The sequence below is a fragment of the Nonlabens sp. YIK11 genome (genome assembly GCF_001413925.1).
Taxonomy (GTDB): domain Bacteria; phylum Bacteroidota; class Bacteroidia; order Flavobacteriales; family Flavobacteriaceae; genus Nonlabens.
The window spans coordinates 1,076,439-1,089,775 of sequence record NZ_LBMJ01000001.1 but is presented as its reverse complement, the minus strand read 5'-3'; the positions used below and the strand labels follow the sequence as shown (position 1 = coordinate 1,089,775).

The window sequence follows — 13,337 nt, the reverse complement described above, 5'->3', positions numbered from 1 at the left end:
GTGTTTTGTTAGGGTGATTGATAAGTAGTTCGCTTTCGCGAAAGCGAAATTCCCTTCAACCTCAACGCATGTTACCAGATCCATCTTGCGATCAACATGGGAATAACGATCCCAAAAATGATGGCCGAAATGATCTGTGCCCATTCCCGCTTACTGAAACGGAAAAGTCCTGTAAAGATAAAGTTTAGAATCAAGACAATCAGTACAATAACCAATTGTGCGCCCTCGATTCCCAAAGCAAATTCTGCCAGCGTCAAAAGGATGTTATCATCAGTTCCAGAAGCCAACATGCGGAAGGCTCCAGAGAAACCAAACCCATGAATGAGTCCAAAAAAGATGGCAATAATTACAGTAAGCCATGGCGTATTGTTCTGGTGGCGGCGTCCTGCGGTGAAGATGTTATATAATGCGGTCACTGCAATGGTGACAGGTATCAAGAATTCTATGTAAGCCGATGAAAAAGAAACCTTGCCAAAGGTGACCAGCAGCAAAGAGATGGAATGACCTATCGTAAAGGCGGTTACCAGCAGTAATAGCTTGCGCCAACCGTTAAACAAATAGGGAACCGCGAGCAAAATAATAAAAAGGATGTGGTCATAAGCCTGCAGGTCAAGCACATGCCAAAAACCCTCTAAAAAATAGAATTTAAAATTATCCATCAAAAGAAATCAACTTAGATTAAAAAGGGAAATATAACAAGATAGAAGGTCTATAGAAACACCTAACCGATTTATTCCTACCTAAAAACGAAGATTTAATCCAGTGTAAAAATTGATGCCTGGCGCTGGCTCATAATATCGATTACCGAAGGCATTGATGCGTATGTTGTCAAAGTACTGTGTGTCAAAGAGATTGTTGACACCTGCTCGCAAGGTGAGGTTCACGCGATTGAATTCTATGGGATATCCTAGGTTGATGTTGGAGATGATGGCATCTTCCACCTGGGTAGCGTTTGCATCGTCAGCCAATAGGCTGCCGCGGTAAGTATTGTTCCACTGGATGGTTAATTGATTACTGGCTTGATAGGTAAGTCCTAGAGCGGCCGTATGTTTTGGGATGCCAGGTAAGAGGTTGCCAGATAAATCGTTCTGGTCCAGCGTGTATTCATCATACTCAAACTGTGAAAACGTGTAAGATCCATTTACTGTTATAGATCTTGATAGCAGCAGTTCACCTGAAAGTTCCAAACCATACCTATTGGTGCTACCTGCATTCCTATAAAATGTACGATTGGGAAATTGGGAAATCTCAAACGGTACAAGATCATCACTTGTTCTCATGTAAAACAATGCGGCATTCCATCGCAGCTTACTGGCTGAATTTTTAAATCCAACCTCATAATTTATCGCGCGTTGTGGATCTAGATTTTCATTGAATCCTGTGGCGCCGTCTGGGTTTGACGATAACTCAGTCAACGCTGGTGTCTCAAAGCTGGTCGATACATTTCCATATAGGTAATTGGAATTGGGAAGCTCGTAAGTAACGCCAAGGCTACCGCTCCAGCTATTCAAGTTTTGCTTGCTGTTATTGGCTGCGACAGTTCTGTCTTCGGCCTCTAATGTGTTGATGTCATATCTTAAACCACCTTGTAGATTCCAGTTGGAAAACTCAAGATTATCTATGAGGTAAAACCCATAAGAATTGAACGACTCCAATTGATTAAAATCTGAATTACCTCGCACGCCATTTACGTTGTCAAAACGCTGACGTTGATCTGCCTGAAATGCGAGCGCATAGCCCAATTGTATTTTATTAGTGTAATTATTTCCTGATGTCTCATAAGTCAAGTAACTGCCTTGGCCATAATAATTGCGGTATAATTCCACCTGACCACCACTTTCAAATGGAAGATTATTATCAAAATCTCGATAGGAATAAAACCCGTAGGATTGAAATCCTATTTGGTCCCAACTCTTGTTAAACGAAACTCCTGTCTTGAGTTGGCGAACTTGCTCACGACTATCAAACTCTACGTTTCGTGAACGTGCCTGTCTCCTATCCTGGTTGACCTCTTCAATGGTCAAACCACCAGCGTCGAGAGCTACGGGACTATCAGTATAATTCAATTGGAAATCAAGACTGCTAGAGCCTTTGAGATTAAAGCGGGATCTAATGTTAAGTTGATTGGTTTCAAAGGCAGCGTGTTCTCGGTAACCATCTGTTGTGGTTCTGGAAAGCGATATAATTGTTGCTCCATTATTGTGCTTGACACCACTTAAAAGATCCCACTTGAACATATTATAATTTCCAATCGTGGATCCTGCTTGAACGAAAGAACTGTCAATTTCTCTAACGGTTTTGATATTGATAACACCGCCAGATGCGTTTCCATATAATAGGGATGCTGGACCTCGCAATACTTGAAGTTCATCAATAATACCTAGCGTGAGATTGTCCAGTTGCCCTTGACCATCTGGAGTTGTTTCTGGTATTCCATCGACCACAATCTTAATTCCTCTTATCCCAAAGGCAGATCGCGCTCCAAATCCTCTTAAGGAAATCCGTAAATCCTGTGAAAAATTGTTCGGACTCAAGATAAAGAGACCAGGAATACCTTCCAGATATTCATTAAAGGATAGTTGTTGTAGTCGTTGCCTCGATGTCTGGAACGATCTAGATTCTACAGAAAATGGTACTATTCCTCCGACCGTTTCCAGATCAATAGCTGGTTGAACCTTGATTGTTATGGTTTCTAGACTATCCACTTGTGCCATACAATAAGTGGATACTAATAATATACAAATGGAGGAAAGAAAATTGAAACGCAAGAAGTAGTTGGGATTGGTAAAGAGGCGCAATTTAGATAAGACCTCAACGATATCAGTCTTCAAAACATTTTTTAACGGGACTTTGATTTTGAGTGTTTTAAATATGTGCGAAAATTCTACAACAACAAAAAAATACCGGTTACGCTCTTCGTCTCTAAAGAGTTGCTCTTAATGTTGGCGTATATTTAGGCCTAAACTTTTCAATCATAAACTGTGCAGGCTTTGCATTTTAGGTTATTGTCCTTGTCAACACTACTGTTCTTTGCAGTTGGTAAGGCACAACAATCTGTAGATTCAGATAGTGCTAAGCGTACTTCAGTTGCCACAGACGAGCTTTTAAACGATATGATGTTTGAAAGTTTCAGGCTCTATTCAGAAGGTGATTTTCAAGGTTCGCTCAAGAACAACCTCGCCACCATTAAGCTTGCCGAAGAATCCAACAATCTAGAAATTGCTCACGAATCTTACAGCTATTTAGGATATGATTATCTGATTCTTGAAGACACTGTAAAGGCTTTGGAAGCTTTTGAGAAATCCTACTACTATGCCAGAGAAACCAGAGACAGTCGTCAAATAGCCAATGCTTACACAGATTTTGCTGCGGTTTATGTACAGGATAGCGCTACTTATGAAAAGGGACTGCATTACTTTAAAAATGCTTTTACGATATATCACACCTTAAATGACAGTTCTGGACTTCACGGTAGTTATTATGATTATGCTAAGGTACTTCTAGCACGTGGTGAGAAAAAAGAATTCAATGAGGTAGTGGATTCTCTCATGAACTACTCCAGCTATTCTGATCTCAATCCAGGATACAAAGCGAGGTCGTACAGCCTTAAGGCTCAAAGCTATTTACTTCGTGGAGATGTGGATCGAGCTCTTCAAAACTTAAATATTGCATTAGAACTGGGCGAGGAATCGCATTCCAATATAATCCTTGAAGAAATTTACAGGATTTATGCTACCGCCTTAGAATCAAAGCAAGACTACAAAATGGCCTATGCCATGATGGTCAAATATGATAGCATCTTCAACATCAATCAAAAGGACCGTAGTTATTCAGAAAGCAGGAAGATTGCTGCTAAATATGAAATTGCTCAAGTTCAGGAAGACCTATCACAAGCACAACTAGAAAAAGACCTGGAACAGGAAAAGGTTCAAAACCGCACCATCATCAATTATATTCTTATTGGGGTCATTCTGCTAGGGTTAGGCTTGATTGTATTCCTCTACTATATCTCTAGAAGAAGAAAATCCTATATCACCGCACTCCGAACTAAAAACATACAAGTAGAAAAAGCAAAGCTAGAGGCAGAACGTCTCGCCAAAGTCAAAAGCAATTTCTTCTCTACCGTAAGTCACGAGCTTAGAACCCCATTATATGGAGTGATCGGTTTGAGCAGCATACTCCTTGAAAAGAATAAGGACAAGGACAACCTTCAAGAGTTGCAATCGCTTAAATTCTCCGCAGACTATCTTCTAGCATTAGTGAATGACGTGTTGCACCTCAATAAAATAGACTCTCAAAATAGGCTCGAGAACCATGGCGATGTTTTCAACCTTGTGGATCTTATAGACAACATCACCTCATCCTTTGAATACCTGCGCGTTCAAAACAATAACGAACTGGAAGTTGAGTATGTACAACAGCCACCACATTTGGTAAAGGGCAACAGCACGGTACTCTCACAAATTCTTATGAACCTTATTGGAAACGCCTGTAAGTTCACAGAAAACGGAAGGATTCTGGTTCGAATAGCCTCCAATGCTACAAAAGATAACCATTGCGACATTACATTTTCAGTTCAAGACACTGGTCCAGGCATAGCACCAGACAAAGTAAAACAGATATTTGAAGAGTTCGCTCAAGGCGAAAGCAAAAACATCACCTTCCAGGGAACTGGTTTAGGCCTTTCCATTGTCAAAAGACTATTGCGCGCTTCTGGTTCAGAAATACATGTAGAGAGTACGCTTGGCAAAGGCTCGACTTTTAGTTTCTCAATGACTTACGAGGTCATCGAGCAGGAATCTGCGAAAAAGCTGAACATGCCTCTCAAGGTTTATGATGTTAGCGAACTCAAAGAGAAAAAGATCCTAATTGTGGAAGACAACCAGATCAATCAAATGGTGACCAAAAAAATCCTTGAGAAATTTGAGGTACAGTGCGATATCGCCGGCAATGGAAAAATTGCTGTAGAAAAAGTAAGAGACAACTCTTATGATCTGGTTCTGATGGATATTCACATGCCGGTCATGAACGGTATAGAGTCCACTAAAGAGATACGTAAATTCAGTAAAGTTCCCATTTTAGCACTTACCGCGGTAGAGCTGGAAGAAATGCGAGAACAGATTTACAACAGTGGCATGAACGACATCATTGTAAAACCTTACGATATCAAACATTTTCAACAAGCTATATTAAGAGGTATTCACCTAGACTGGAGAGAAAAACTAGATGTTCAAGAAACATAGGGCAACAAAAAAGCCGAGACTTTAATTGTCTCGGCTTTAGTACCTCAGGCCGGAATCGAACCGGCACGCCTTGCAGCATTGGATTTTGAATCCAACGTGTCTACCAATTCCACCACTGAGGCATAAAATTGGGTTGGCAAAAGTAACAAATAATATCAATGCGCAATGCGATTTATATAGCTTTTTATCTTTCCTCACAGAAAATAGTTTTACATTTGCAGCCTTAAAATCAAGACCCTAAACCTTTGACAATGCCATATTCTATTTCTGAAGCAAAACTTTTTGGTTGTAGACAAAGCATGGATCTCGCAAAATCCATAGCAAAAGAGTATGGTGCACCACTAGGGCAAGTAAACTTCACCACCTTTAGTGATGGTGAGTTCCAACCTTCATTTGAAGAATCTATAAGAGGTAGACGCATCTTTTTGATAGGCTCCACACATCCTAGTAGCGATAACTTGATGGAGTTACTATTGATGATTGATGGTGCAAAAAGAGCCAGCGCAAGACACATTACGGCAGTCATTCCTTATTTTGGTTGGGCACGTCAGGACCGTAAGGACAAACCTCGCGTCCCGATAGGTGCAAAAATGATTGCAAAAATCCTGGAAGCAGCTGGTGCGACACGCATTATTACCATGGATCTTCACGCAGATCAAATTCAGGGATTTTTTGAAAAACCGGTAGATCATTTATTTGCTTCTTCCCTATTCATACCTTACTTGAAAAGCTTAAAGCTTGATAATCTTACCATCGCCTCACCTGATATGGGTGGTTCTAAAAGAGCCTATGCATATTCTAAAACATTGGAAAGCGATGTAGTGGTATGTTATAAACAGCGTCAAAAGGCAAATGTCATTTCCCATATGGAATTGATTGGTGATGTGACTGGTAAAAATGTGGTGTTAGTAGATGACATGGTCGATACGGCCGGCACACTTACTAAGGCAGCAGATGTAATGATGGAACGTGGTGCAAAGAGCGTTAGAGCGATTTGTACACACGCGATACTTTCGGGTAAAGCCTATGAGCGCATTGAGCAATCAAAACTTGAAGAGCTTATCGTTACAGACTCTATTCCATTGAGACAACAAAGCGAAAAAATTAGAGTACTATCCTGTGCAGGCTTGTTCTCTGGCGTTATGAAGAGCGTCCAGAACAACGAGTCCATCAGCGATAATTTTATAATGTAATTTCAGATTAATAATTAAATAACCCAAAATGAAATCAATCACGATCAACGGATCTAAAAGAGAAAGCGTGGGCAAAAAGGCAACTAAAGCCCTACGTAATGCTGGATTGGTACCTTGTGTAATCTACGGAGGAGACGAGCCCATACATTTTTCAGCAGAAGAAAAAGCGTTCAAAGACTTAATCTACACACCAGATGCACACCTTGTGGTTATTGACCTAGGTAAGGACGGTAAATTCAACGCTATCGCACAAGATATGCAATGGCACCCAGTAAGAGAACTTTTGCTACATGCAGATTTCTACCAAATCTTTGATGACAAGCCAGTAACCATGGAAGTACCAGTGCGCAGCACAGGAACTGCTCGTGGTGTATTGAATGGTGGTGTATTGAGAAGAAACCTACGTAAACTACGTGTTAAGGCACTTCCAGGAAACCTTCCTGACTTTATCACGATGGACATCTCAAACATGAAGATAGGCCACAAAAAGTATGTGCGTGACCTAAGAGTAGATGAGTATGAAATCATGCATGCCGATAATATCGTGGTATTGATGGTGAAAAACTCTAGAACTGCCATCGCAGACACAGACGATGATGAAGAAGTACCAGCAGATGAGGTACCAGCAACTGAAGTCAATGATGAGGCTGCTGTTAAAGAAGGAACTGACGAATAGTTCAATTCCTGAATATTATACAAGCCGTTCCCGCAATTGCTGGAACGGCTTTTTTATTTTTGACTCATGAAAACCTTATGGAACAAATGGTTTGGAAATTCAAATTCCAACGATGAACCGCTACAAGACGATCACATGAAAAAATTCCTACTGGTAGGTCTGGGAAATCCAGGAGCTAAGTATGCAGAAACGCGCCATAACATAGGCTTTAAGGTTCTGGACCAGCTGGCGCAAGAAAAAGAAGTTCCTTTTGAGACCTTGAAACTGGGCGATGTGGCCAGCACCACACATAAAGGAAAATCCATACTGCTTCTCAAGCCCAATACCTTTATGAACCTTTCTGGCAAGGCGATAAAGTATTACATGAAGCAAGAAAATATTCCAAAAGAGCAAATTCTAGTCATTACAGACGATCTAAATCTGGAATTTGGCACCATACGCATGAAGGGAAAAGGTAGCGACGGCGGCCATAATGGGCTTAAAGACACACAGGTCCAGCTCAATACGCCCAACTATCCACGATTGAGATTTGGGATTTCAGATGCCTTTTCAAAAGGCAGACAGGTGGATTACGTACTGGGAGAATGGGATGATGAGGAGCGCAAATCCCTTCAGGAGCGCATAGAAACAGCAGCTGCCGCAGCGCTGGCCTTTGTACATGGTGGCCTCGCAAACGCCATGAACCAGTACAACGGTAAATAAATGCAGTGGTGTTTGAGGTTAATTCGCTTTCGCGAAAGCGAACTAAAACAAACCGCCTTTTAGCTAACTTTAAACCTCACACTTTGCGTTATTTTGCAAGTAGTGACTCAAACTTTAAGTGAATTGAACACCTATAAAAATATTGATCAATACCAGGCTCAAAAAAAAGCAGTGGTCACCATTGGCACATTTGACGGTGTACATTACGGTCACCAGCAAATCCTGAAAAAGATGGTGGATCGCGCCCGTGCAGAAGATCTCACGACCATCCTACTCACTTTTTTTCCACATCCCAGAATGGTACTGCAGCCAGAATATGACCTAAAACTCATAAACACTATTGATGAGCGTGTTGCTCTAGTGGCCCAAACTGGTGTGGAGCACATGATCATACACCCGTTTTCCAAAGAATTCTCCAGAACATCTGCCAAGGAGTACGTCAAGGATATCCTGGTGGATCAACTTAATGCTGGTGTGGTCGTTATAGGGTACGACCACCATTATGGTCGTAATAGAAGTGCCAACATCACAGACCTGCGCAAAGATGCGATTGAATATGGTTTTGAACTGATAGAAATCACCAAGGAAGAAATTGATGAAGTTGCGGTGAGTAGCACTAAAATACGCAGCGCCATCAACGATGGTGATGTGCAGACGGCCAACCAGTACCTGAGCAGGAATTTTAGCATTCATGGCTCTGTGGTCAAAGGAAAACAAATAGGCCGTACCATAGGCTATCCTACCGCAAACCTCAAGGTTGCTGAAAAGTATAAGCTCATACCTAAACTGGGCGTTTATGTCACGAGTAGTATCATCGATGGTGAGACCGTCTATGGTATGACAAACATTGGTAAAAATCCAACGGTCACCACATCTGATGGTAGCATTACCATAGAAACCTACTACCTGGATTTTAATAAAGACCTATACGGCCAAGACATGGAACTTTTCTTTCACAAGCGATTGAGGGATGAAGAGAAGTTTGAGTCACTGGAAGACTTAAAAAAGATCATGGCTCAAGATGAATTGAACACGAGAACCTATGCGAGCAACTCTTAATTCGTGGCTGTTTAAACAGGTAGATAATTCTGCTCTGGTCGCTTTTAGAATCATTTTTGGGTTGCTATTGGCTTGTGAGGCTTTTGGATCCATTGCAACCGGAATGGTAAGACGCCAGTTTATAGAGCCAGAATTTACGTTTACGTTCATAGGTTTTGAGTTTTTGGAACCGATACCTGGCAATTGGATGTATGTTTTTTACAGTGTCATGGGCGTTGCTGGTCTTATGGTGATGGTAGGTTATAAATACCGCATCGCCATTACCTACTATGCCATTACTTGGACTTATGTGTATTTGTTGCAAAAATCCAGCTACAACAACCACTGCTACCTAATGATGCTGCTCAATTACATTATGATTTTCTTGCCAGCGCATAGGTCGGTATCTGTGGACAGCACAATAGATCCAAGCATAAAAAGAGAACACATGTCGCGTGGCATCTATGTCTTTATCATAGGTTTGATATGGATCGTGTATGCATATGCTACGGTGGCCAAGTTTTATCCAGACTGGTTGGACGGCAGCTTCCCTAGATATTTAATGAGTACGCGTGGTAAGAACTGGGATATCCTTCAACATGAATGGGCGCATGAGGCGATAAAATATTTCGGGTTGACGTTTGATTTACTCATCGTACCCTTTCTATTGTGGAAAAGAACCAGATGGATCGCCGTTGCGGCATCAATATTCTTTCACTTGTTCAACAGCGTGGTGTTCAAGATTGGGATCTTTCCATACATGGCACTATCGTTCCTATTGTTTTTCTTTTCAGTACAAAAGGTGCACCAGTGGTTCTTATGGAAAAAACCATTTTATGATAAGGGCGAGATCATCGTTCCAAAATATCGCAATGTCATTATCGCTGCGGGAAGTATTTTTCTTGCCGTGATGCTATTGTTACCTCTACGGCACTGGACTATAAAAGATGACGTATTCTGGACTGAAGAAGGCCACCGATTAAGCTGGCGCATGATGCTGCGCAGCCGTACTGGTCGCGCAACGTTCATCATTCAAAATAAGGATACAGGCGATCGAAGTATTGTGAATCTTAGCGATTACTTGTCAAGCAAACAGGAGAGATCTGTACAAAGTAAGCCCGATTTTATGTGGCAGTTTGCACAAAAACTAAAACAGGAATATAAAGCAAAAGGCGAGGATATTGCGGTTTACATTGACGCTCAAGTAGGCATTAATGGTAGGCGTCCCTCACAATTCACAGATCCTACGGTCGATATCGCCGCTACAGAATGGGACCAGTTCAAACACCATGAATGGATCCTACCGTCACCAGGGTATGATCGTCCAAAGCCACCAGGTAAGTAAAGCAGTGATTGCCTGCTATTTTTCTTGATAGAAATAGTAATTTTGACACTTACTATTTAACGATTCCCATGTTACAGATTGCAGCCATTCGTGAGCATAAAGATGACTTTGTAAAAGCATTAAAAAAGAGAAATATCGACGCCGCACCGCTTTTTGAAAAAGCGATCGCGATGGATGAAAAACGTCGTTCCTTGCAAACTCAACTGGACGAGACGCTGGCAAAAAGCAACCTGTTATCTAAGGAAATAGGAAATCTATTCAAATCTGGACAGGCAGAAGAAGCCAACAATCTCAAGGCACAAACCGGAGAACTAAAGGAAAAATCAAAGGACCTGAGCGAGCAGCTCAACAACGCCGTTGAAGGATTGCAGTCTGTTCTTTATTTAATTCCCAACATACCACAAGAAAGCGTTCCTGCTGGAAACAGCGATGAAGATAACGAGGTTGTTTCTCAACATGGCACGATTCCAACGCTGGTAGGGAACGCGCAGCCGCACTGGGAACTTGCAAAGAAATACGATATCATTGATTTTGAATTAGGTAATAAAATCACAGGTGCTGGCTTCCCAGTTTATAAAAGAAAAGGTGCCAGATTACAGCGTGCCTTGATCAACTATTTTCTGGATAAAAACACCGCAGCTGGTTATGAAGAAATGCAGGTGCCTCATCTAGTCAATGAAGAAAGTGGTTATGGAACTGGACAGCTGCCAGACAAGGAAGGTCAAATGTATCATGTAGGTATAGACGATCTTTATTTGATACCTACTGCAGAAGTTCCTATTACCAATCTATATCGTGGTGATTTATTGGAACAAAAAGATCTGCCTATTGCGATGACAGGTTATACGCCATGTTTCCGTCGTGAGGCTGGTAGTTATGGAGCACACGTACGTGGACTTAACAGACTGCATCAATTTGACAAGGTTGAAATACTGAGAATTGAGCATCCAGATCAAAGCGATAGCGCGCTTGATGCGATGGTCGTTCATGTCAAGGGGATTTTGGAAGAACTGGAGTTGCCTTATAGAATTTTACGTCTTTGCGGCGGCGATCTAGGTTTCACCTCTACACTTACTTACGATTTTGAGGTGTATAGCACCGCACAGGAAAAATGGTTGGAAGTGAGTAGTGTATCAAATTTCAAAACTTTCCAAGCCAACCGCTTGAAATTGAGATACAGAAACGGTGATAATGGCACAGAATTGGCTCATACGTTGAACGGTAGCGCACTGGCGTTACCACGCATTTTGGCTTCCATTTTAGAAAATTTCCAAGAAGAAGACCACATCAATATCCCTAAAGTGCTCATTCCCTATTGCGGGTTTGATCGCATAGATTAAAACTAAATGAAGTATATCTTTCTTTTTCTCATGATGTCCTTTGCCTGTTTGGGTCACGCCCAAAACTTGCAACTGGCAGACAACTATGCAGATCAAGGAGAATATGAAAAAGCCTATGCCATCTATGCAAAGGCTTATGCTACGAACAATCGGAATTTTAATATCCTATTTCGCATGGTAGGTTTCCAGCAACAGTTGGAAAATTATAAACGTGCAGATAGTTTATTGGACACAGGTGAAAAAACGGCCTACAACAAGCTCTTGTTCCCTATAGAAAAAGGTTACAACGCCAGTCTGCAAGGCAAAGACAGTCTTGCCAGCGATTATTATCAAATCGCGATACAGCAAATTGATTCCATTCCTAAATATGGATACAACATTGCACAGTCATTTGAAAGACGCAGTCTTCTTAAAGAAGCCATAGAAAGTTATGAGCGCACCATGAAAGTAGATCCCAGTATGGACTACAACTTCCAGACCGCAAGGCTGTATGGTGAACAAGGTGAGTTGGAGTTGATGTTTGAAAAATACATCGACCTCATGGAAAATAATGAGCAGATCGTGCCGCGTATTCAGGCAGTGTTCTCACAGTATGTTACTGACGATGCCGCTACAGAAAGTAACCAGGCATTACGTAAAGCTTTGTTATTGCGCCTGCGTAAAGAGCCTAAACTATTGTACAATCAGATCTTGAGTTGGCTGTTTGTGCAGCAAAAGGATTTTAACGCGGCCTTCATCCAGGAAAAGGCGATTTATAATCGGACTAAGGAAAATATGTTTGGCCTAATGGATCTGGCCGCCACAGCAAATGAAGAGAATGACGATCTCGCGGCACAAAATATTCTGGAATACATCGTTGAGACCAGCCAGGTGGAGCGTATTAGATATCTCGCTCAAGTGCTACAACTCAAAATAGAAACGGCAAATGCCCAAGTTACAGACTACCCAGCAATAAAAACTAAGTATGAATCCATGCTCGAGCAGTATGGTAAAGCAGAAGAATCTTTTTTACTACAGCTGGATTATGCCAACTTTATGGCGTTTAAATCTGGTGATTACCAGCAGGCAATTGATTTGTTGACAGCGCTGGAGCAACAAAAACTAGCCAGCTTTCAAAAGGCAGAGGTAAAAATGCTACTGGCAGATATTCTCGTGTTGCAGGAGCAATTCAATCGTGCCCTCATTTTATACAGCCAGATACAAAATGACCTACCAGATTCTGAAATTGCCCAAGAATCTCAGTTCAAGGTGGCGCGTACCAGTTATTTTCAGGGTGATTTTAAATGGAGCCTGACGCAACTCAAAGTCTTGCGTGGTGCGACCAGTAAGTTGATCGCAAACGACGCCATGCAATTAAGCCTGACCATAAGTGATCACTCTTTGTATGACACGACGTTTGTGGCGTTGAAAGCTTTCGCGAAAGCGGAACTAAAACAATATCAAAACAAAAACCAAGAGGCCTTATCTCTCTACGAGGCCTTATTGCAAGAGCATAAAGGAGACGACATTGAAGACGAGGCGCTTTTACAACAGGCAAAGCTGTTCGAACTGGATGGAAAATGGCAAAAAGCCCAAGAAAATTATAGGTCGATTATAGACAACTTTGGCGATGGAATCCTGGCAGACGATGCTCTCTACCGTTTGGGAATGCTGCTGGAAGAAAAATTACAGCAACCAGAAGAGGCTCAAAAGATTTATGAGAAAATCATCTACAACCATGCAGACAGTATCTTTTTTATTGATGCCAGACGTCGTTACCGCAGGTTGAGAGGTGATTTTGAAACTAGCGAAATATAAGTA

Annotated in this window: 10 protein-coding genes and 1 tRNA gene; 8 read left to right on the top strand and 3 right to left on the bottom strand. The window is 41.6% G+C overall.

Annotated elements, in window-relative coordinates; genetic code table 11:
* Positions 1 to 71 precede the first annotated feature (71 nt).
* Entirely contained in the window at positions 72 to 659 is a 588-nt protein-coding gene (locus AAU57_RS04900; RefSeq protein ID WP_055411857.1) for a HupE/UreJ family protein, read from the bottom strand.
* 81 nt (positions 660 to 740) lie between these two features.
* Complete coding sequence (locus AAU57_RS04895) at positions 741 to 2,714, bottom strand: TonB-dependent receptor family protein (RefSeq protein ID WP_055411856.1); 1,974 nt, start codon at positions 2,712 to 2,714, stop codon at positions 741 to 743.
* A gap of 297 nt (positions 2,715 to 3,011) precedes the next feature.
* On the opposite strand from AAU57_RS04895, the gene AAU57_RS04890 reads away from it, so the two are divergent.
* Entirely contained in the window at positions 3,012 to 5,243 is a 2,232-nt protein-coding gene (locus AAU57_RS04890; RefSeq protein ID WP_055411855.1) for an ATP-binding protein, read from the top strand.
* A 40-nt stretch (positions 5,244 to 5,283) separates the two neighbouring features.
* Here AAU57_RS04890 and AAU57_RS04885 read toward each other — a convergent pair.
* Positions 5,284 to 5,365: transfer RNA gene (locus AAU57_RS04885), tRNA-Leu, on the bottom strand.
* Between the two features lie 129 nt (positions 5,366 to 5,494).
* Between AAU57_RS04885 and AAU57_RS04880 the strand changes: the two genes are divergently transcribed.
* The 7 genes from AAU57_RS04880 (at position 5,495) to AAU57_RS04850 (ending at position 13,334) form a co-directional block, all read left to right on the top strand.
* Positions 5,495 to 6,436, top strand: a complete 942-nt coding sequence (locus tag AAU57_RS04880) for a ribose-phosphate pyrophosphokinase (RefSeq protein WP_055411854.1) — start codon at positions 5,495 to 5,497, stop codon at positions 6,434 to 6,436.
* Between the two features lie 28 nt (positions 6,437 to 6,464).
* Positions 6,465 to 7,112 carry a 50S ribosomal protein L25/general stress protein Ctc gene (locus tag AAU57_RS04875; RefSeq protein WP_055411853.1) on the top strand — a complete coding sequence of 216 codons (648 nt, stop codon included), beginning with the start codon at positions 6,465 to 6,467 and terminating at the stop codon, positions 7,110 to 7,112.
* Between the two features lie 66 nt (positions 7,113 to 7,178).
* Positions 7,179 to 7,814, top strand: coding sequence for an aminoacyl-tRNA hydrolase (gene pth / locus AAU57_RS04870; RefSeq protein ID WP_156339999.1), 636 nt, complete (start codon positions 7,179 to 7,181; stop codon positions 7,812 to 7,814).
* A 102-nt stretch (positions 7,815 to 7,916) separates the two neighbouring features.
* Positions 7,917 to 8,873, top strand: coding sequence for a bifunctional riboflavin kinase/FAD synthetase (locus tag AAU57_RS04865; RefSeq protein WP_231717773.1), 957 nt, complete (start codon positions 7,917 to 7,919; stop codon positions 8,871 to 8,873).
* Positions 8,857 to 10,197 carry an HTTM domain-containing protein gene (locus AAU57_RS04860; protein WP_055411852.1) on the top strand — a complete coding sequence of 447 codons (1,341 nt, stop codon included), beginning with the start codon at positions 8,857 to 8,859 and terminating at the stop codon, positions 10,195 to 10,197. The genes AAU57_RS04865 and AAU57_RS04860 overlap by 17 nt, the downstream gene beginning before the upstream one ends.
* Positions 10,198 to 10,265: 68 nt before the next feature.
* Positions 10,266 to 11,537: a serine--tRNA ligase gene (gene serS, locus AAU57_RS04855; protein WP_055411851.1), complete on the top strand. Its 1,272-nt coding sequence runs from the start codon at positions 10,266 to 10,268 to the stop codon at positions 11,535 to 11,537.
* Between the two features lie 6 nt (positions 11,538 to 11,543).
* Positions 11,544 to 13,334: a tetratricopeptide repeat protein gene (locus AAU57_RS04850; RefSeq protein ID WP_055411850.1), complete on the top strand. Its 1,791-nt coding sequence runs from the start codon at positions 11,544 to 11,546 to the stop codon at positions 13,332 to 13,334.
* Positions 13,335 to 13,337: the final 3 nt, after the last annotated feature.

Coding starts and splice junctions, on each gene's coding strand:
- AAU57_RS04900 (WP_055411857.1), bottom strand. CDS start 659: ATGGATAATTTTAAATTCTATTTTTTAGAGGGTTTTTGGCATGTGCTT.
- AAU57_RS04895 (WP_055411856.1), bottom strand. CDS start 2,714: ATGGCACAAGTGGATAGTCTAGAAACCATAACAATCAAGGTTCAACCA.
- AAU57_RS04880 (WP_055411854.1), top strand. CDS start 5,495: ATGCCATATTCTATTTCTGAAGCAAAACTTTTTGGTTGTAGACAAAGC.
- AAU57_RS04875 (WP_055411853.1), top strand. CDS start 6,465: ATGAAATCAATCACGATCAACGGATCTAAAAGAGAAAGCGTGGGCAAA.
- pth (WP_156339999.1), top strand. CDS start 7,179: ATGAAAACCTTATGGAACAAATGGTTTGGAAATTCAAATTCCAACGAT.
- AAU57_RS04860 (WP_055411852.1), top strand. CDS start 8,857: ATGCGAGCAACTCTTAATTCGTGGCTGTTTAAACAGGTAGATAATTCT.
- serS (WP_055411851.1), top strand. CDS start 10,266: ATGTTACAGATTGCAGCCATTCGTGAGCATAAAGATGACTTTGTAAAA.
- AAU57_RS04850 (WP_055411850.1), top strand. CDS start 11,544: ATGAAGTATATCTTTCTTTTTCTCATGATGTCCTTTGCCTGTTTGGGT.